13 protein-coding genes are annotated in these 19,701 nt (G+C 61.8%); 8 read left to right on the forward strand and 5 right to left on the reverse strand.

Annotation, left to right across the window (positions count from 1 at the left end; all coding sequences use genetic code 11):
- From AB5Y99_RS13580 to AB5Y99_RS13605, 6 genes are read left to right on the forward strand one after another with little or no spacing between them, the layout of a single operon-like run.
- On the forward strand, positions 1-1,050 hold the full coding sequence (locus AB5Y99_RS13580) for an efflux RND transporter periplasmic adaptor subunit (RefSeq protein ID WP_368209958.1): 1,050 nt from the start codon (positions 1-3) through the stop codon (positions 1,048-1,050).
- Positions 1,043-4,207, forward strand: coding sequence for an efflux RND transporter permease subunit (locus AB5Y99_RS13585; protein WP_368209906.1), 3,165 nt, complete (start codon positions 1,043-1,045; stop codon positions 4,205-4,207). The genes AB5Y99_RS13580 and AB5Y99_RS13585 overlap by 8 nt, the downstream gene beginning before the upstream one ends.
- A 27-nt stretch (positions 4,208-4,234) precedes the next feature.
- Positions 4,235-5,374, forward strand: a complete 1,140-nt coding sequence (locus AB5Y99_RS13590; RefSeq protein WP_323891100.1) for an efflux RND transporter periplasmic adaptor subunit — start codon at positions 4,235-4,237, stop codon at positions 5,372-5,374.
- Positions 5,367-6,056, forward strand: coding sequence for an ABC transporter ATP-binding protein (locus tag AB5Y99_RS13595; protein ID WP_204379531.1), 690 nt, complete (start codon positions 5,367-5,369; stop codon positions 6,054-6,056). The genes AB5Y99_RS13590 and AB5Y99_RS13595 overlap by 8 nt, the downstream gene beginning before the upstream one ends.
- Complete coding sequence (locus AB5Y99_RS13600; protein WP_368209907.1) at positions 6,057-7,271, forward strand: ABC transporter permease; 1,215 nt, start codon at positions 6,057-6,059, stop codon at positions 7,269-7,271.
- Complete coding sequence (locus tag AB5Y99_RS13605; protein WP_257690144.1) at positions 7,271-8,470, forward strand: ABC transporter permease; 1,200 nt, start codon at positions 7,271-7,273, stop codon at positions 8,468-8,470. The genes AB5Y99_RS13600 and AB5Y99_RS13605 overlap by 1 nt, the downstream gene beginning before the upstream one ends.
- Positions 8,471-8,520: 50 nt before the next feature.
- On the opposite strand, the gene AB5Y99_RS13610 is transcribed toward AB5Y99_RS13605, so the two are convergent.
- On the reverse strand, positions 8,521-10,983 hold the full coding sequence (locus tag AB5Y99_RS13610) for a diguanylate cyclase (RefSeq protein ID WP_323891107.1): 2,463 nt from the start codon (positions 10,981-10,983) through the stop codon (positions 8,521-8,523).
- 430 nt (positions 10,984-11,413) lie between these two features.
- Between AB5Y99_RS13610 and AB5Y99_RS13615 the strand changes: the two genes are divergently transcribed.
- Both AB5Y99_RS13615 and AB5Y99_RS13620 read left to right on the forward strand, forming a co-directional pair.
- Positions 11,414-12,430: a lipoate--protein ligase A gene (locus AB5Y99_RS13615; RefSeq protein ID WP_257690146.1), complete on the forward strand. Its 1,017-nt coding sequence runs from the start codon at positions 11,414-11,416 to the stop codon at positions 12,428-12,430.
- Positions 12,431-12,653: 223 nt separating this feature from the next.
- Positions 12,654-14,348 carry a pyridoxal-dependent decarboxylase gene (locus tag AB5Y99_RS13620; protein ID WP_323891110.1) on the forward strand — a complete coding sequence of 565 codons (1,695 nt, stop codon included), beginning with the start codon at positions 12,654-12,656 and terminating at the stop codon, positions 14,346-14,348.
- A 144-nt stretch (positions 14,349-14,492) separates the two neighbouring features.
- On the opposite strand, the gene AB5Y99_RS13625 is transcribed toward AB5Y99_RS13620, so the two are convergent.
- From AB5Y99_RS13625 to AB5Y99_RS13640, 4 genes are all read right to left on the reverse strand, one after another.
- Positions 14,493-15,122 (reverse strand): NAD(P)H-binding protein, encoded by a 630-nt coding sequence (locus AB5Y99_RS13625; protein WP_323891112.1) that lies wholly within the window; start codon positions 15,120-15,122, stop codon positions 14,493-14,495.
- 182 nt (positions 15,123-15,304) lie between these two features.
- Positions 15,305-15,643, reverse strand: a complete 339-nt coding sequence (gene bamE / locus AB5Y99_RS13630; RefSeq protein WP_005337980.1) for an outer membrane protein assembly factor BamE — start codon at positions 15,641-15,643, stop codon at positions 15,305-15,307.
- 125 nt (positions 15,644-15,768) lie between these two features.
- Positions 15,769-16,473 (reverse strand): hypothetical protein, encoded by a 705-nt coding sequence (locus AB5Y99_RS13635; protein ID WP_323891114.1) that lies wholly within the window; start codon positions 16,471-16,473, stop codon positions 15,769-15,771.
- Position 16,474: 1 nt separating this feature from the next.
- Complete coding sequence (locus tag AB5Y99_RS13640; RefSeq protein ID WP_368209908.1) at positions 16,475-19,480, reverse strand: DUF1566 domain-containing protein; 3,006 nt, start codon at positions 19,478-19,480, stop codon at positions 16,475-16,477.
- Positions 19,481-19,701 lie beyond the last annotated feature (221 nt).

The raw sequence follows: 19,701 nt of genomic DNA on the forward strand, positions 1-19,701 counted from the left end.
ATGGAAAAGATCCGGTTGCTGGGGATCACCTTGTTGGTGATGACATCGCAGGCCATGACATCCGCCCTGGCCGCAGAAGGGGAGCCTATTGCCCCGCTGACAGAGCCCTTGCTGACAGTGGCGCCACAGCCGGTGACCGACTGGCTGACGCTGGATGGCACCGTCAGTGCCATCAATCAGGGGACGGTGGCGGCCCAGACTAGCGGCCGGGTCTCCCGCATGCTGGTGGATGTGAACGATCAGGTGCAAGCGGGGCAGCCGCTGCTGGAGATCAGCGGCAAGGAGCAGTTTGCCGCCGTCACGGGTGCCGAGGCGCGGCTGGCGCGGGCGCAGGCTCAGCAAGTGGAAGCCGAGCGCCAGCTCGCCCGCTTTCAGGCGCTGATTGCCAAGGGAGTGATCACCCGCGCCCAGCTCGACAATGCCCAGGCGACTGATCGCGCCGCCCGCGCCGAGGTGAACGCTGCCGATGCAGCCCTCACTCAGGCCCGCGAGGCCTACGGTTATACCCGCATTCTGGCTCCTTATGCCGGGGTAGTGACCAAGAGGCTGGTGGAGTTGGGGGAGACTGTCGCCCCCGGTACCCCGCTGCTCTCCGGCTTCTCTCTCGACACCTTGCGGGTGGAGGTGGAGTTGCCCCAATCCGCCCTGACGCTGGCTCGTGAGCCTGCGGATGTGCAGGTGCTGCTGCCGGATGGCAGGGCCGTTACCCCCGTCAAACTGACCCGCTTTAACTATGCCGACAGCCAGAGCCACGCTTTCAGGTTGCGCCTCGACTTGCCGCCGCAAACTGCCGGGGTATTGCCCGGCATGTGGCTCAAGGTGCAGCTCAAGCAGGGTGAGCGTCAGGTGTTGCAGGTGCCGGATCGCGCCCTGCTGCGGCAAGGGGAGTTCAACGGCGTCTATCTGCAGCAGCCCGCTGGCTGGGCCCTGACGCCGGTACGGGTCGGCCATTGCTTTGAAGGGCAGTGCGAGATCCTGGCCGGGCTGCAAGCCGGTGACAAGCTGGCCCCTGATGCCTGGGCGCAGCAGCAGGAGGTGGCCCATGAGTAGCGAGCTGAACGGCAACAAGGAGAAGCTGGGGCCAGCTGGTCGGCTGGCTGCGCTGTTCCAAGGCTCGGCCATCACGCCGCTGCTGGCGCTGGTGGGGTTGCTGCTCGGTCTGTTTGCAGTGCTGGTGACCCCCAAGGAGGAGGAGCCGCAGATCGATGTCACCTTCGCCGATGTCTATATTCCCTTCCCGGGAGCCAGCCCGGCTGAAGTGGCCTCTCTCGTCACTACCCCTGCCGAGCATGTGGTCTCCCAGATAAAGGGCATTGATACCCTCTACTCTTTTTCCCAACCTGATGGCGCCCTGCTGGTGGTGGTGTTCAAGGTGGGGGTGAGCCGCGAGCAGGCCATCGTCGATCTCAACAACCAGCTCGACTCCAACCGCGACTGGTTGCCACAGGGGATCGGGGTCGGTCAACCGCTGGTAAAACCCCGGGGGATCGATGATGTCCCCATCGTCAGTCTGACCTTATGGAGCAAAGAGGGGAGCAAGCAACTGGGGGCACCCGAGCTGACCCGGGTCGCCCATGAGCTGGAGACCGAACTCAAGCGCATTCCCGGTACCCGCGATATTTACACGCTGGGCAGCCAGAGCGCCGTGCTGCGGGTGATGCCGGATCCGGTGGCCCTCAGCGCCCACGGCATCAGCTGGGGCGAGCTGAGCCAGCGACTTGCTGCCGCCAATCAGGTGGGCCCGACACAGGCTATCGAGCAGAACAACAGTGAGATTAAAGTGCAGGTGGGGCAGTTCCTGCAAAGCGAGCAGGAGGCTAGAGAGCTGGTGGTGGGGCTGCACGACGGCAAGCCGGTCTATCTGGGGGAGGTGGCCAAGGTCTCTCTGGGTCAGGAGACCCCGACCAAACGCAGCTGGATGGGGCAAGGGCAGGCCAGTTATCCGGCGGTGACCCTGGCCATCGGCAAGCAGCCGGGCCAGAACGCGGTCGAGGTGGCCAAGCGGGTGGAGGCGCGGGTCGAAAGTTTGCAGAACCGACTGATCCCTGCCGGGGTTGAGGTGACGGTGACCCGGGACTACGGCGTCACCGCCGAGACCAAATCCAACACCCTGATCGGCAAGCTGATTTTTGCCACCACGGCGGTGGTGCTGCTGGTGCTGGTGAGCATGGGTTGGCGCGAGGCGCTGGTGGTGGGCGTTGCCATCGTCATCACCCTGGCGCTGACCCTGTTTGCCAGCTGGGCGTGGGGCTTTACCCTCAACCGGGTGTCGCTGTTTGCGCTGATCTTCTCCATCGGCATTCTGGTGGATGACGCCATAGTCGTGGTGGAGAACATCCACCGCCATCGCGGTTTGGGCAAGGGGGCGCTCAAGGATCTGATTCCGGGGGCGGTGGATGAGGTGGGGGGGCCGACCATACTGGCGACCCTGACCGTCATCGCGGCCTTGCTGCCGATGGCCTTTGTCAGCGGGCTGATGGGCCCTTACATGAGCCCCATCCCCATCAATGCCAGCATGGGGATGCTCATCTCCCTGCTGGTGGCCTTTATCTTCTCCCCCTGGCTGGCGAGCCATTTGCTCAAGGGTGAGGTGCACGGTGCCCACGGCGAGGCCAAGGCTGGTCTCTTTCACCGGCTGATGACCCCTTTCCTGATTGGTGATGGCGCCAAGCGCGCCAGACGCAAGCTCTGGCTGGCGGTGTTGCTGCTGGTCGGGGCGGCTACTGCCATGCCGGTGGTGCAGTGGGTGGTGCTCAAGATGCTCCCGTTTGACAACAAGTCGGAGTTCCAGCTGGTGCTCGATATGCCGGAGGGGGCGACTCTGGAGCAGACCGAGCGCACCCTGCTGGCGGTCGGGCGAGAGCTTGCCAAAGTGCCTGAGGTGAAGGATTACCAGGTCTACGCCGGCACCGCAGCCCCCATCAATTTCAACGGGCTGGTGCGCCACTACTTTATCCGCAGCGGCGCCAACGTGGGGGATATTCAGGTCAATCTGGTGGACAAGCATGAACGGGATCGCAGCAGTCACCAGATTGCCCAGTCGGTTCGGGAGCAGCTGCAGGCTATCGCCAGTGCGGCAGGGGGCAACCTGAAAGTCGTTGAGGTGCCGCCCGGCCCGCCGGTCTGGTCCCCCATAGTCGCAGAAGTGTATGGCCCGACGCCTGCCGCCCGTGAAGCGGCGGCGCGCGCCGTACAGGCCCGTTTTGTGGCCACGGCGGATCTGGTGGATGTGGATATCTATCTGACCGACCCGCAGCCCAAGTGGCGGCTGGTGGTGGATCGCAGCAAGGCGGCCCTGCTCGGGGTCGATCTCGGGGATCTGGTGAACACCCTCAATGGCGGGGTGGGATATCAGGATGCTAGCTGGCTGCAGGGGCATGGCGCCAAGTATCCGGTGCCGATCCGCATCGAACTGGCTCCCGGTGACAAACGGGATCTGGCGGGCGTACTGGCCCTCAAGGTGCGCAGCCAGAGCGGCCAGCTGGTGCGGGTCTCCGAGCTGGTGAGTCGCCGCGATGAGCTGGCCCCCAGCTATATCATGCACAAGAACATGCAGCCCATGGTGATGGTGGTGGCCGACATGGGTGGCCATACCGACAGCCCGCTCTACGGCATGTTTGCCGCCGGTGCCGACATCGACCTGCCCCAATATTACGTGCATCAGCCCGATAAATTGGGAGAGGTGGCGCTGTTGTGGGACGGGGAGTGGAAGATCACCTACGAGACCTTTCGCGATATGGGGATTGCTTACGGGGTGGGGATGATCCTCATCTATCTGCTGGTGGTGGCCCAGTTCCGCTCCTATCTGGTGCCGCTCATCATCATGGCTCCCATTCCGCTCACCATCATAGGGGTGATGCCGGGCCACGCCCTGCTGGGAGCCCAGTTTACCGCCACCTCGATGATAGGGATGATCGCCCTGGCCGGGATCATCGTACGCAACAGCATCCTGCTGGTGGACTTTATCGAGCAGCAGCGCAGCGCCGGAGTGGCGTTCGAGCAGGCGGTGATCGAAGCGGCGCAGGTACGGGCCAAACCCATCATGCTGACGGCGCTGGCGGCGATGATCGGAGCCCTGTTTATCCTCGATGATCCCATCTTCAACGGACTGGCCATCAGCCTGATTTTCGGGATCCTGGTCTCCACTTTGCTCACCCTGGTGGTGATACCCTTGCTCTATTATGCCCTGCTCTCCCGACGCACATGACGGGAGTCACTAGCGAAAGGATGCGCGATGAAGAGAGGTTGGTTGTGGTGGGGAAGTGGCGCCGTGGTAGCGGTGGCTGCTCTGGCATGGTGGTGGCGACCGCAGCCGACGCCGATCAGGCTGGCTGAGGTCGGGCGGGGGGATGTGCTGGTCACCGTGGTCAACACCCGGGCCGGTACCATCAAGTCGTGCCAGCGGGCCGGACTCAGTCTGCCCGGTGGCGGCGTGGTGGAGCAGATCGCCGTCAAGGCCGGGGAGCGGGTGGCCCGGGGTGATCTGCTGCTGACCCTCTGGAGTGACGATATTCACGCCGATCTTGCCCGGGCACGCGCCCAGCAGGCGCTCGGCAAGACCCAGCGCGAGGAGCGTTGCAGCGAGGCGGCCTACTACGAGCGGGAGGCCAACCGGCTGGCCACCTTGCTGGCCAAAAATCTCACCTCTCGCACCCTCGCCGAGCAGGCCCAGAATCTGGCCGATACCCGCCGCTATGTCTGTCAGGCATCCCGTCAGCAGGAGCGGGTTGACGAGGCGCAGGTCGCTCAGGTGGAGGCTCGCTTGAGCGAGCGCCGCCTGCAGGCGCCGTTTGCCGGGGTGGTGGCGGAGGTCAACAGCAAGTTGGGCGAATACATGACCCCCTCACCGCCCGGAGTGGCCATGCCTCCTGTTATCGATCTCATCGACGATCGCTGTCTCTATGTCTCAGCCCCCATCGATGAGGTGGATGCCGCCCGCCTCAAGGTGGGCCAGTCTGCCCGGGTACTGCTCGATGCCATGCCCGGGCGCGATTTTGCCGCTACCGTCACCCGTATCGCCCCCTATGTGAAGGAGCTGGAGAAGCAGGCCCGCACCGTGGAGGTGGAGGCTGCGCTCACTGCCCTGCCCACCGATGTCCCCCTGCTTATTGGCTACAGTGCCGACCTTGAGGTCGAGGTGACCCGCGCCACCGATGTGCTGCGGGTAGCGGCCAGCAGCCGGGCCGACGATGGCAGCGTGCTGCGGCTGGAAGGGGATAAGCTGGTGCGGGTGGTACCCCGCTGGGGGGTGGAGAACTGGAACTGGATTGAAGTCGCCGAGGGGCTCGCCGCCGGTGATCGGCTGGCGGCCCAGCCCGGACAGATTGTCGGGGAGGGCCCTTTCAGCGCCGATACGGAGCAGACGGATGAGTGATCTCATTCGCCTTGATGCCGTCAGCCGTCGTTTCACTCTGGGGGGGAGCGAAGTGGCCGCCCTCGATCGCGTTTCCCTGCGGGTTGCCGAGGGGGAGTATCTGGCGGTGATGGGCCCCTCGGGCTCCGGCAAATCGACTCTGCTCAATGTGCTGGGGCTGCTGGATCGGCCCGACGAGGGGCGTTACTGGCTGGGAGGGGAGGATACCGCCACCCTGTCAGAGCCGGCGCTGGCCCAGCTGCGCGGCCATCGCATCGGCTTCGTGTTCCAGTCGTTTCACCTTATCTCCCGCCTCACCGCCCGTGAAAACGTCGAGCTGCCGCTGATGTTGTGCGGGCTCGCCCCCGCCGAGCGCCATCGCCGCAGCCAGCAGTTGCTGGGGGAGCTGGGGCTGGAGAACCGGGCCGGACACCGCCCTGCCGAGCTCTCCGGTGGTCAGCGTCAGCGGGTGGCCATCGCCCGGGCCATGGCGATGGCGCCGCGGCTGATCCTGGCCGACGAGCCCACCGGCAATCTCGACTCCCGCTCCGGGGAGGAGGTGATTACCCTGCTGGAGGGGCTCAACCGGGAGCAGGGGATCACGCTGGTGGTGGTGACTCACGACCCGCGCCTCGGTGAGCGGGCGGGCAGGCGGATCCTGATGAACGATGGCCGCATCAACATTGATAGCGGCGGTGGTTGAATGCGGCGGCCCGATGTGATCCGCTTTGCCGCCGTGGCGTTATTGCGTCAGCGTTCAAGGGCGCTGGTCTTGATCCTGGCGGTGAGTCTGAGCGTCACCTCGGTGCTGCTACTCACCGCGCTGGGGGAGGGGGCGAGGCGCTATGTGGCCGACCAGTTCAGCTCCCTTGGCAAGGATCTGCTGGTGATGTTCCCCGGCCGCAAGGAGACCACCGGCGGGCTGCCGCCGGTCACCGGCAACAGTCTGCGGCAGATCACTCTCGATGATATGCACTACCTTGGCCAGCATCAGCCAAACGTGCGGCTGGTGCCGCTGGTGATGGGCTTTGCCGAGGCCAAACAGGGGGCGCGGCTGCGCCAGACCATGCTGCTTGGCAGCAGCAACGGGCTGCGCGATACCCACGGGCTGGAACTGCTCTCCGGCCGCTGGCTGCCGGGGGATCCCGCAGAGGATCGCCCGGCCGTCCTGCTCGGGGCCAAGGTGGCCCGTGAGCTGTTCGGTCAGGCCGATCCGGTCGGTCAGTGGCTGCGTTTTGACAATCGTCGCTTTCGGGTGGTGGGGGTCTTCACCAGCCAGAGCAGCAATCTGGGGATGGATATGGCCGAGGCGGCGTTGATCCCGGTCGGTAGCGCCATGCGGCTGTTCAATACCGAGGGGCTGTTTCGGCTGCTGATCCAGCCGCTGGCGGGGCAAGCGGTGTCGCCGCTGGTCAAGCGACTGGAGCAGCTGATGCAGGCGCGCCACGGGGTGCTCGATGTAACCGTGGTGCGCCGTGACGCCATGCTGGCCACCTTCTCCACCATTCTCTCGACCCTCACCCTGGCGGTTGCCGGCATCGGTGCCATCAGCCTGCTGGTCTCCGGCATCATGATGATGAATCTGGCGCTGATCAGCACCCGCCAGCGCACCGGCGAGATCGGTCTGCTCAAGGCGCTGGGGGCCGACAGTCGCCAGATCCGCCAGCTGTTTTTGTGGGAGGCGCTGTTGCTGAGCGGCAGTGGCGCGCTGTTTGGCTCAGTGTTGGGCTATGCCCTTGTTGGCCTCGCCGGAGTGATTTGGCCCGGATTTCCGGCGGCAGTCCCTCTGCTCGCTACTTTCTGCACCATACCGGCGGCCCTGCTGACCGGGCTGTTTTTTAGCTGGCTGCCCGCCTCCCGGGCCGCACGGCAAGATCCGGTCAGCAGCCTGCGCAGCGGGCAGTGGAGCGGTGGCTGATGCGCCTCGCTGATCTGCTGTTCTGGTTGTGGCGCGCCTTGCTGGCAGGACGCAGCCGTAGTCTGCTGTCGGCGCTGGGCATTGCCATCGGGATCGCTTCGGTGACCCTGCTCACCGGTATTGGCGAGGGGCTCAGGCTCTATCTGCTCGACAGCTTCTCCCAATTCGGCACCCGCTTGATCGCCGTGACCCCGGGCAAGACCGAAACCGCCGGTGGCCCGCCCGGTATCCTCTCCAGCAGCCGTCCCCTGCTGCTGGAGGATGCCGACGCCCTCGCCAGATTGGCAGGGGTAGAGGCGGCGCTCCCTGTGGTGCAGGGGCAGGGGGAGGTGCGCAGCCGCGGGCTCACCCGCAGCACCGCTATTCTGGGCACCGGTGCGGCGGCGCTCTCCGGCTGGCGACTCACCCTGGTGCAGGGGCGTTTTCTGCCTGCGGATGACAGTGCCATGCCCCGCGCCTATGCGGTGCTGGGGGCCAAGGTGGCAGCTGAGCTGTTCCCCGGTGGCGATGCACCGGGGAACCTGCTGCGCGCCGGTGATCGCCGTTTTCGGGTGGCCGGGGTGCTGGCGCCCAAGGGGCAATTTCTCGGCTTTGATCTGGACGACATGATCTATCTGCCCGCCGCTCACGCCCAGGCGCTGTTCAACAAGGAGGGGCTGCAGGAGATCGATGTCATCTATCGCGCCGGGCAGGCGGAGGCCGAGATCACCGCCCAGATCCGGCGAGTGCTGATCGCCCGCCACGGCGCCGAGGATTTTACCCTCACCTCCCAGCAGGACATGCTGACCAGCCTCGACAAGATCCTCTCCATCATCAAGCTGGCGGTTGGCGGGCTCGGCATTATCTCGCTGCTGATCGGAGCGGTCGGCATCTTCAGTATCATGAGCATCGCCCAGCAGGAGCGGATCCCCGAAGTGGGCTTGCTGATGGCGCTGGGCTGCCCGCGGCGGCGTATTTTATTGCTGTTCCTGCTCGAAGCCGTGGTGCTGGCGCTGCTGGGCGGAGCCATGGGGCTGGCCCTGCTCGGCGGGCTCAAGCTGCTGCTCACCCTGCTGGCGGCCGGCTTGCCGCTCACCCTCCATCCTCTCTATCTGCTGCTGGCGCTCGGTTGCAGCGCTCTGGTTGGTCTGCTGGCCGGGGTCGCTCCTGCGCTGCGGGCAGTGCGTCTCGACCCCGTGGTAGCCCTGCGCGGTGACTAGGTCGCCCCTTTCGCAAGAGGCGCGTTACGCTCGGGTCTGAACAGGGGGGACTAGGCGACCACCTCCGCAACCGACACGTTGCGCTCAGATCTGAACAGAGGGAAGTAGCGGCGATCCGCCTGACTCATGTGGCCGACCACCAGCTCCTGAATGATGAAGTTGAGCAGCTCGTCGTTGCCCAATGTCCCCGCTTTGGCGGCGTGCAGCAGCTGGCTCGCTTTGTTGAGCAGGCGCTGGTGATCCTGACGGTGGCTGATGAGTTCCCGATAGTCGATCTCCGCCAGCATCTGCTCTTCAAAGGCGAAGTGATGGCGGGCCATGTCGAACAGGCTCTCCAGACTCTCCAGAAACGGGGCCGGATCCTCGTGCTGATGTTTCATCCGCTCCAGCAGCCGGTTGGTCAATACGAAGAGCTGGCGATGCTCGGCATCGATGCGCGGGTGACCGCACTCGTGGCCGGGTTGCCACAGCAGTGCCCCCTGCTCGGGATCAAGGCCCTCGGTAAAGAGGCAGACCCGGCCGCGGCCGCGATTCTTCGCCTGATACATGGCCTGATCGGCGTGGTGCATCAGGGTTTTGGCATCCTCCCCGTGCTCGGGATAGAGCGCCAGCCCGATACTGCTGGAGATGAGCAGCTCCTGCCCCTCCAGCTGGAACGGATGGCGCAGCTGCTGGTGCAGCTTGTCGGCCACCGCCAGCACTTCGTCGCCACTATCCGGCAGCAAGATAACGAACTCGTCGCCCCCCAGCCGTGCCACCAGATCCTGTTTGCGCACGCAGTGGCTCATCCGCTCGGCCACCATATTGAGCAGAATATCCCCGGTCTCATGGCCGAAGGTGTCGTTGATCGGCTTGAAGTGATCGAGGTCGATAAACATCAATGCCAGCGGACGGGGCGTCTCCTGCTCCATCAGCTCCTTGAGCCGTTGCTGCAGCAAGCGGCGATTGGGCAGCCCGGTGAGGGGGTCGTAGAAGGCGAGGCGGCGCATCATCTCCTCTCGCGCTGCCCGCTCGGTGATATCCCGGGTGACCCCGAGGATCGCCTCCGGCTGGGCGTTGTGGTTGCCATGGAGGGTGGTGATGGTCTCGGTCGCCACCAGATGGCCATCCTTGTGGCGCAGCTGGGTGCGAATGACCCGGCGAGTCTGGTCATGTTCCCCCCGCTGCCAGGCCTCCAGAGTGGCGGAGATCTCCTCGCGCAGCAGCTGCCTTGAGGCATCCGGCAGCAGCTGTTTGAGGGGGAGGGCAAACAGCTCGGGGGCCTCATAGCCGCTCAGGGGGGCGATAGCCGGGCTGACATAGCGAAAGCGTAAGCTGGCGGCATCCATGGTCCAGATCACATCGGCGCTGTTCTCCGCCACGAAGCGATAGTGCTGCTCGCTCTGGGCCAGTTCACGGGTCAGCCGCTGGCGATCCCGCGCCTCCTGGCGCAGGCGCAGATAGAGGTGCAAGAAGATGCCGAGCAGGGTCATCAGGGTAAAGGTGATGAGCATGGCCACCGCCACGCTCTTGTCGAGCAGTTGCCGTTGCTGGCGTAGCCGCTCCTGCGCAGGGTCGTAGATAAAGCGGTCGAGGTTGGGCAATACCGTGAGCATGCCCGCCTCCAGATAGGTTTTGGCGATCTGCAGCCAGCGCTCCTGCTGCATGTAGCCAGGTTCGATCAGATCCGGCTGCATCAGCTCTCTGGTTTCGCGAGCCTCGAACTCCAGCTGTTCACGGCCAGCCCCGGTCGGGTACTGATCCATGATGAGGTTGATCATCTCTTCGGGGTGGTCCATCGCATAGCGCCACCCCTTGAGGCTGGCCTGCTGGAAGGCGTAGACCCGATCCTGTCGGGTGATCAGCTCCCGCTCGGAGGTAAACAGGTTGTCTCCGTAGAAGTCGAAGTCGATGGTGCGCGGACTGAAGACCCGATAGGGGATCCCTTTTTGTTGCAGATAGAAGGGCTCGGTAGTGCTGTAGGCGCTGATGGCATCCACCTTGCCCGCCAGCAGTGCCTCTATCCCCTGTTTGTAGGGAAGGGTGACCCAGTCGCGGCTGCGGGTATGGTGGGAAAGGTAGGTCAGCAGCTCGTTGGAGCCAGGCTCCAGCATCAGTCGCTTGTTGGCCAGATCGGCCGGATTGCGAATATCTGGCCGATCCAGCGTGAGCAGAACCAGCGGCGAGTGCTGCAGCAGGGCGGCGAGCACCACCACCGGACGACCGGCAGCCCGATCCAGCAGCAGATCACTGCCGCTGATGCCAAACTGGGCCTTTCCCGAGATCACCTCGCTGACCACATCGGTGCGGGGGTCCGCTTCGCGCAGGGTGACTTGCAGACCGGCCTCCCGATAAAACCCTTTGGCGATGGCCGCGTAGTAACCGGCAAACTGGAACTGGTGTTGCCACGGCAACTGGACGATGACCTGCTCGCCGGCTCGCACGGGGGGAGAGGTCAGGGTCGCGATGACCATACTGACCAGCATTGGCAGAAACCAGCTGAGGCGCTGGCGGGGGGCTGCGTTCTCCGTCATACAACGTTTCTCTCGGGAGCGGTGTCTAGGCTAGATTCAAGCAATTTTGTGTCACCTGCAAGGGGAGAAAAGGCGTTTGCAATGGGGTATAGGGGGGTTGGAAAGTCATTTTTGTGTCGTTCATCACACGGGATGGATACATGCCGCTTTTTTGCAAGTTATGTGACCAATAAGAGAGTCATATGGCCTATCGAAGTGGTCGCATTCTAGCCACTTTTTCCCGTCTTTATCGTTATCATTGTGGATAAACTGCATTTTTTCCGTGGTTGCACGTCAAGCTGTGTCGTTATATCAATAGATACTTTTATAGGGCAGTCAGGTGTGACGCAAATGTATCGCGGCTGCTGCGCACCGGTTAATGTGCGACAGCTCAGTGACGGTACCCCGTCAGTGTTATCATGTTGCCCCCAGTTCCGGATAAGGTCTTTTTATGTCCCGTTTGCGTCTACTTGTCTCCGACTCTTACGATCCCCTGTTCAATCTGGCCGTTGAGGAGTGCATCTTCCGCCAGATGGACCCCGGCCAGCGGGTGCTGTTCCTCTGGCGCAATGCCAATACCGTGGTGATTGGCCGAGCCCAGAATCCGTGGAAGGAGTGCAATACCCGCCGGATGGAAGAGGACGGGGTGACCTTGGCGCGTCGCAGCAGTGGGGGCGGCGCCGTGTTCCACGACCTTGGCAACAGCTGTTTCACCTTCATGGCGGGCAAGCCGGAGTATGACAAGAGTGTCTCCACCGCCATCGTGCTGGACGGGCTCAAGCGATTGGGGATCGAGGCGTTTGCCTCCGGTCGCAACGATCTGCTGGTAGCGACCCCGGACGGGGAGCGCAAGGTATCGGGGTCCGCCTACAGGGAGACACTGGATCGCGGGTTCCACCACGGCACCCTGCTGCTGGACGCCGATCTCGGCCGCCTTGCCAACTACCTCAACCCCGACCCCAAGAAGCTGGCGGCCAAGGGGATCACCTCGGTGCGCAGCCGGGTGGCCAACCTGTGCGAACTGCTGCCGGGCATCGATCATCAACAGGTGAGTGAGGCGTTGGTCGAGGCCTTCTTCCACCATTACGGTGCGCGAGTTGAGCCCGAGCATATCTCCCCGGAGCAGATGCCGGATCTGCCGGGCTTTGCCGAGACCTTCGCCCGCCAGCGCAGCTGGGAGTGGAACTATGGCCATGCTCCGGCGTTCAGCCATCTGCTGGAGGAGCGGTTCAGCTGGGGCGGGGTGGAGCTGCACTTTGATGTGGAGAAAGGGGGCATCACCCGGGCGCAGCTCTTTAGCGATACTCTGGAGCCGGCCCCCTTTGATCTGCTGGCGGCCGAACTGGTGGGTTGTAGCTATCGGCCGGACGCTGTCGCCGCGCGCCTGCAGCCCTGGCTGGCGGCCTTTCCGCATCAGCAGAGCGAGCTGGCGGAGTTTGCCGAGTGGCTGTTGGCCTCCCTGCGTTGAGGGGAGCGCTGCACTGATGGCGGTCTGGTAGTAAGGACTCTGTCAGCCAGGATGGGAGCAAGATCACGAAATATAAAGAGGCGCCTCAAAGGCGCCTTTTTGCCAGCCCTTGTCATGGCTGATACATGACAAAAAGTAGGGTAGGCCATTAGATATTGTCACTGTTGGCCCCGCTGGTACAGGGGTATAACGGCCGCACATTTGCTGTACTAATGGTATAAAAATGAGTGACTTAGTTTATCTGCAAGACGAAAGCGTCAATGCCGTCCACCCCGATTTCTCCGCCCGTTTCGCCACCGTCAAAGCCAACTTTTTCTCGCGCAATCCCGATCTCTGGCCCGTTTTTCGCGAACCCGGATTTGCCACCCTCAACGAATTTCGGGCCCGTGGCCTGGCGCCGGATGCTCGCCTGAACGCCTGGCCTGATGGCCGTGCCCGCCTGGCCGATCTCTGCGAGACCATGCCGGTGCCCGCCACCATGCGCACCCCGGGCGAGCCCATGGCCGAGCTGTTGTTTGCCGCCGCGCTGTCGAAGGATTGGGAGAACCCCTCCAGTGTCGAGAACGTCATCACCATGTCGGCGGATCCCGCCATCTACGGTGCCCAGCTGGGCATTCTGGCCAACCCCAATCTGGTCTACTCCGAATACGCCGGGGTGGCCGAGGAGCTGGAGAAGAAGGTGGTGCGCCAGATTGCGCTGCTGGCGGGCTACGACCCGGCTCGCGCCACCGGCATCTTCACCCAGGGGGGGACCTTCTGTAACCTCTATGGCTACCTGCTCGGCATTCGCAAAAGCCTGCCCGAGGCCAAGCACAAGGGGCTCGGCCACTATCAGGATTACCGCATCATCAACTCCCAGGGCGGTCACTACTCCAACATCACCAACCTCTCCCTGCTCGGGGTCGACATCGAGAACAAGACCATCCGCATTCAGGTCGGCGAGAACAATGACATCGATCTCGACCATCTCGAGCGCACCCTGACCGCGTGTTTTGCCCTGAAACACGTGGTGCCCACCATCATGCTCACCATGGGCACCACCGACACCTTCGGGGTGGATCAGGTGAAACCCGTGTTCGAACTGCGCAATCGCTTGTGCGAGCAGTTTGAGGTGGCGGTCAAACCCCATATCCACGTCGATGCCGCCATCGGCTGGTCGATGATCTTCTTCCTGGGTTACGACTTTGCCGCCAACCCGCTCGCCATCAACAGCGCCACTCTGGCGGGGATCGAGCGCAACGTGGCGCGCTTTGCCGAGCTCAAATATGCCGACTCCTTTACCGTCGACTTCCAGAAGTGGGGCTATGTGCCCTACACCTCCAGTCTGGTGATGATCAAGGAGCAGGATGACCTCAAGGCGATGGAGAATGACCCGGAGAACTTCTCCTACTTCGAGCGGGACATTCAGGGCCAGACCCACTTGCAATCCACCATCGAGTGCTCCCGCGGCGCGAGCGGCCTGTTTGGTGCCTATGCGGCGCTGAACTACATGGGAGTGGAGGGGTATCGCATCGTGCTGGCCCACTGCCTGCAAAATGCCAACTACTTCCGCTATCGCCTGAGTCAGCTTGGCAACGTCAAGCTGGTGGCGCAGGAGAATCAGGGGCCGAGCGTCGGCTTCAAGATCTACAACCCCGAGTGGGTGAGTGATCCGGAGGCCGAATTTGCCTTCGAGCTGGCCCGCTCCAGCGACCCTGCCTACAAGGCGCGACTGCGGCGTAATACCGACTACCACCGCAGCCTGTTCAAGGGGCGCGGCAAGGTGGGGCTCTACACCAACTGGGTGGAGGCGGTGGCCCACTCCGACTATGACGCCCGCGGCAAGTACTCCTACATCGCCGGGGAAAAAGCAGTCTTTATGAACCCCGCCTGCACTCGCGAGCAGATCGACGCCTTTATCGACCATATTCGCGGTTGATGGATGTTGCCCTGACAGCCGAGCGTGGCCTGTGATGGCAAGAGGCGCTCAGGGTACCTCGCCAACAGATAAACAAAGGGCAAGCCAATTGGCTTGCCCTGCTGTTTTTACGGCATAGAGCTTAAGTTGTGGGGAAGGCCGGGTTCAGAGGGCCAGCAGTTGCTCGTTTTCGACAATCTCGCACCCGGCGGGCAGTTTCGAGAGGGCGATCATGGCGTGGGCCACTTGACGGGCCTCGATGGCGCGCCAGCGGGCGAGCTTGCCCACCAGCAGCGGCCGAAACAGCGGGTAGATAGTCTGAAAGATCTGCTCGGAGAGGCGCGGTGGCTGGCGATCCCCCAGCAGCATGGCGGGGCGCACGATGGCGAGCCGTGGCCAGGATTGGGCCAGCAGGGCCTGCTCCATCTCCCCCTTGGTACGCGGATAGAGAGCCGGGGAAGATGCGCTGGCCCCCATGCTCGAGACCACGATGAGCCGTTGACAACCGTGACGGCGGGCCAGTTCGGCAAAGGCGATCACATAGTCGAGATCGACCCGGCGAAACGCCTCGGTAGAGCCTGCCTCCTTGCGGGTAGTACCGAGGGCACAGAAGGCGATATCCACCGGGCGGGAGAGGGTGACGCTGGCCAGCTCATCAAAATTGACCGGCAGCCAGTGGTGCGCCTCCTTGCCCGGCTTGCGACAGAGCAGGGTCAGTTCATGTTCGGCAGGCAGTTGCTGCACCAGTTCGCGACCGATCAGGCCGCTGGCTCCGGCAATCAGGATCCGGCTCATGGGGATTCTCCCTGTGTCATTCGATGGTGTTGATGCCATGGTGGCTGCTGATCAGCATCAGGCAATTTGCGGGCAGCTGCAATGGGGGAGATGACACTGTATCCCCTGACAGGATCACGGGCAGGATGAATTACGCGGGACTGGATAAAACAAAACCGGCGCGAGGCCGGTTTTGCGGGATATCAGAGCGGGGTATTGAAGGCTGCTGGCAGCGGGAAGTCACCCGTCACTGTGGTCAGCCTGTCATTGGCGAAGGTGACGGTGAGCTCTTTGCGCTCCTTGTCGCCGTGGCCCGGCTGGAATTCATAGAGGTAGTACCAGGTGTTGGGGTCAAAGCCGTCGCGCAGCATGGGGGTCCCCAGCACATAGCTGACCTGCTCGCGGGTCATCCCCTGGCGCAGTTTGTCGACCTGTTTTTGTTCCACATAGTTGCCTTGGGGAATATCGATACGATAGACCAGGCTGCAACCGGAGAGGGTGAGGGCGGTCAAAGCCGCGGCAATCAGGTGTTTCATCCGCATATCGAGTTCAGATCATCCATTCAAGTCTTTTTACGCTGGCCGAATCATACCTACTCCCTTGGCGGAAGTAAAAAGCCAAGGCAAAAATTGCCAAAGGGAGTTACCTCCCTTTGGCCAGCACGGCGTCATTCACTGTGGTTCGGGATTGGCCTGACGAGCCTAAGCATAGGTGCACTGTAACCGCCTTCATGAAACACTTCATGTGATGGTTCGAACTGCAGGTAGTTGTATCCATCTCCAGAGGCGCTGTCTGAAATAAACTGGAGCATGGTTAAGGCATTGCTTTGCTCGGCTAGCTTGTTGCAAGCCTGTGCCTGCTCTTCAGTCGGCTCAATATATTCATGGGTCACCGGATCATATCTGGCTTCACACGCACGCTGTTTGAGGGTTTCAGTATCTGCGGCCAGCTGAGGGTCTGGAAAGCCCACTGCGCTGTAGGTACCAGGTTGGCACTGAGGGTTGTAGAGGGTAAACAGCTCCTTGATGTCTGGGGCCCGCCAAGGGTGTGCAGGGGTGTTCAGCCGGTCGTTGGCCTGCATGATGATGGTCATCAAGGGGTTGTCACTCGGGTTTGCTCTGCTGTTGATCACCTCAGGCATGCCTTCACAGCCAGAGCCATTATCACTGACTTGTTGACCGTAGGGGCAGTAGAGCCACTGCAGACCGGTAGCTCTGTCATTGACCACCTGCAGCTTGCCTTCGGCCGTGTCGATCAGTTCGCTAACGAAACGGGTACCATCGTCCTGATAGCCAGGCAGGCATTCACGGGCCTGGCTTGCTGCCGGCAACAGGGCGGCAGCAAGTAATAAGGGGAAGAGAGAGTGGTGCATTTTATTCTCCTGTGACCTTGAAGCCATCGCTCACCAGCATGACGTGGTGAGGTTGATACTGGCGGGCGACGCTGCCGCGTAGATACTTATCCGGCCGAACCTCATATGCATCAAGCCCGCCATCATCTTTTGCCCAAGTGCTGTTGGTACGACTGACCGGCATCACATCCGAGGTCCAGAAGCCGTGGGAAATCCCCTCCAGCTCTTGCCATTTCCCACGGGTGTATTGCAGACCCGAATAGAGCGGGAAGTAGCGGGTATCGAGGGCAATGGGATTATCCCGGGTCAGGGTCATGATGCCGTAGAACTCCTGCTGGCTGGGGGCGCGCCAGTTGGAGAGGCCGCATAGCTTGCTTTGGTTGACCTGGCTTATCTGGCGTTTCAGGTTGCAGCGGCTGCGGTCACTGGCCAGAGCACCACTTTGCGGGTCATAGCAGCTGCCGTTGAAGGCGTTGTTGCTCTGGATATCGTCATAGGCAAACAGGCTTTTGTCATCGTGCAGGGAAGATTCGCCATCCTTGTGTTGTACCTTGGTCTCCCACACCAGCCCACTCAGGGCGTCGGCCACGCAGGCAAACGGCATCTGTTTGTAGGAGAGATCCTGGCGTGGCAGGGGGTCTCCCCGGTTGTCCAGCTTGATGTAGCGAGCGCCGAGCACTCCATCCAGATTGCTGTTGACCGCTTGTCCACTCAAGGGATCGCAGCGGCTATCCAGGTCCCGGCCACGCTTGCCATCATCCAGCCCCATGCTGTGGGTGATACGGGTATCGGCCACATGCAACTGCTCGGCTCGGTAGGTCAGTGGGGCACTGATGGTGCCACCCTCGCTCATCACTCTTATCTGGTAGTCCTGATAGTGAGGGAGACCCTTGAGGGTGATGCGAGTCTGCTGACTGATGTTTTGCTGTTCGGCGTTTTCAATATGTTCAAACGGGGTTTTCCCCCAGCCAATTCGATACTGACTCACTCCCTCCTGGGGTTGCCAGCCGAGGGTGACCCAGTGGCTGCCATCCTGATCACGGCCCTGGCCCAGAATAGCCAGGCCGATTACTTGATCTGACAACACCTCGCGCTGACAGACAGGGGATATGGGGCTGTTGGGGTAGGGGGTGAGCCAGCTACCCGCTGTGGTGGTTCCGGGATAGAGAAGAGCATCGCTTTCCGAGTTGCGGATCAGACCTGCCGCCGCCTTGATGATGTGGGAGATGTTCTTGTCTGGATTGGCATTCAACAGGGGGCCCAGCCCGCTATTTTCGGCGATGGTGGTTTCCAGTTTGAACAGGTCCGGTATGTGATTGTTGCGGGACACGGTTGAATATTCATTGGCCATGTTGATCTCCAGCCAGCTCAGCAGTTGCTGGCGAAAATCAGTGCCCTCGATCAGGTTGACAGGTTGCTGCCAGAGCTCCCCCTCGGCCTGCAGGGCAACCATGGCTGCCAGTAGCTCAACCTGATGCCTCGGTAGTGCCTTGAGTTTTTGATCCAGCTCCGCCAGGGTCCAGGCTTGCCAGTCCAGGAAAGAGCCCATGCCTGCACTGAGTGTGGTTTTGAGCAGCAAAGCCCACTGCGCAGTGGTGGTATAGCCCACATTGAGGCGCGGATATTCGTTGGCGCCGAGTATGCCATCGCGATTTTCATCGCGCTTGACCAGCTCGCAGAAAGATCCGAGCACCGAGCGCAGTTCCACCTCACTCTTGGCATCCTGTACCACCAGGGTCAGGGTGTCTTCCATCAGATCATCACTGGTCTCGCTGCTGCCCGGTTTGCAACTGGCGAAGCTGTTGTTGAGGTCAGCGAGCGTGAGAGTGGTGCTGTACTGGTTGCCCTGCTTGATAGGAAGAGACTCTTGCATCTGACCACTCTGGGCCATTACCGCAAGCCGTTGTGGCCGAATGGGGCGTTCGGGTTTGAAATAGTGGGCATTGAGCCCATCGTGGTTGGGTTTGGCACCGATCTCTACCGATACCGATGCTTCGCTCAGACGAGAGGGGAATTGTCCCAGCAAGGTCAATTTGCGCTGTGGGTAGAAGGTGGTGAGCAGCTGGTAGGTCGCTGTGCGGGTATCCAGTTTCTCCATGGCAGTGAGGGCATCGTTCAGCCGGGTTTCGGCGTCGTCAGGTAATGTTGTGCCTTGGCTGGTGGCCAGTGTCGTCAGGTGTTCAAGCAGGGTGGATGTCGGGTTGGACTGTTGCTGGCTGACCAGTGCAGTTGCCAACTCACCGAGCTGCTGAGCCGGGTTAGGCATATCGCCGTTCAGGGTCAACTGCAGCAAGGCGGTGAGATCTCGGGCAAAACGGTGATTGAGATGAGGGTCACTGAAGAGCTGGCCGGAGACATCCTGTTTTCCCTCCTGCTTTTGCAGCGCCGCCATGATGCTCTGATATGCCAGCGGCATGGGGGAGAGGTGCAGGCGAGGGCTCTCTTGCTCGGTGATGATGCCATCCCCGTTTTGATCCTGTTTGAGCAGTTGTGTCAGCGCAGGCAATTCACTGCTGAGGGATAGCGCGCTGTTCTGACGGTGGCTGGCGACAAGGCGCAGCGCCTTGTCTTGTGGCCATTGGCTCAATTTCAGTTTGAAGCCGAAACTGCCATCAGCCTGAGCGCTCTGGGTGACGCAGACCTTGTCGGCACAGAGCTGAATATCAAATTGCCCACCCTGTTCGTGAGTCAGCGGCAGTGCGCCGGCCAGATCCAGCGAAGTGGGTGGGGCGGGCTGTGTTGTCCCCGTTGTTGGTTGGCCCGATTGGTCTGGTGCAGTTGTTCCCGAGCCGCTACCCGAGCTCCCTCCGTTGCTACTGCTGGCGCTTCCTCCGCTGGCAGTACCTCCCGCAGTGCCCGGGTTGTTGCCACTTCCGCTATCCGGTGTGGTGGGTTGCTGGTTGCTACCGCTTCCCCCGTTGTTGCTTGTGTTATTTCCTGCCTGATCGGGGCTGCCCAGCTCTGCCTTGCATGCCAGCAATGTGGCACAGCAAAGGAGCAACAGCAGTGGTTTCGTTGTCCTGAACACGTTCGACTCCGTTATTGTTGTCTAGATTATTAATCTGCCAAGTCCGGTTTTTAGCGCGTAAATGAAACTCATTGCAGATGCTTTTGCTGTTAACTTCGTTAGATTTGCAAATTCACTCTGCGAATTATTTCATTTTGTGATAATGATATTGATTCTCGTTTGTGATCTCAATATCATCTTGTCGTTGTTTAATTTCAGGCATAAAAAAACAGGGACAAAAA

The organism is Aeromonas sp. R4-2, assembly GCF_040908295.1.
Classification (GTDB): Bacteria; Pseudomonadota; Gammaproteobacteria; order Enterobacterales; family Aeromonadaceae; genus Aeromonas; species Aeromonas veronii.

Coding starts and splice junctions, on each gene's coding strand:
- AB5Y99_RS13600 (WP_368209907.1), top strand. CDS start 6,057: ATGCGGCGGCCCGATGTGATCCGCTTTGCCGCCGTGGCGTTATTGCGT.
- AB5Y99_RS13585 (WP_368209906.1), top strand. CDS start 1,043: ATGAGTAGCGAGCTGAACGGCAACAAGGAGAAGCTGGGGCCAGCTGGT.
- AB5Y99_RS13625 (WP_323891112.1), bottom strand. CDS start 15,122: ATGAGCCGGATCCTGATTGCCGGAGCCAGCGGCCTGATCGGTCGCGAA.
- AB5Y99_RS13595 (WP_204379531.1), top strand. CDS start 5,367: ATGAGTGATCTCATTCGCCTTGATGCCGTCAGCCGTCGTTTCACTCTG.
- AB5Y99_RS13580 (WP_368209958.1), top strand. CDS start 1: ATGGAAAAGATCCGGTTGCTGGGGATCACCTTGTTGGTGATGACATCG.
- AB5Y99_RS13615 (WP_257690146.1), top strand. CDS start 11,414: ATGTCCCGTTTGCGTCTACTTGTCTCCGACTCTTACGATCCCCTGTTC.
- bamE (WP_005337980.1), bottom strand. CDS start 15,643: ATGCGGATGAAACACCTGATTGCCGCGGCTTTGACCGCCCTCACCCTC.
- AB5Y99_RS13590 (WP_323891100.1), top strand. CDS start 4,235: ATGAAGAGAGGTTGGTTGTGGTGGGGAAGTGGCGCCGTGGTAGCGGTG.
- AB5Y99_RS13620 (WP_323891110.1), top strand. CDS start 12,654: ATGAGTGACTTAGTTTATCTGCAAGACGAAAGCGTCAATGCCGTCCAC.
- AB5Y99_RS13610 (WP_323891107.1), bottom strand. CDS start 10,983: ATGACGGAGAACGCAGCCCCCCGCCAGCGCCTCAGCTGGTTTCTGCCA.
- AB5Y99_RS13635 (WP_323891114.1), bottom strand. CDS start 16,473: ATGCACCACTCTCTCTTCCCCTTATTACTTGCTGCCGCCCTGTTGCCG.
- AB5Y99_RS13605 (WP_257690144.1), top strand. CDS start 7,271: ATGCGCCTCGCTGATCTGCTGTTCTGGTTGTGGCGCGCCTTGCTGGCA.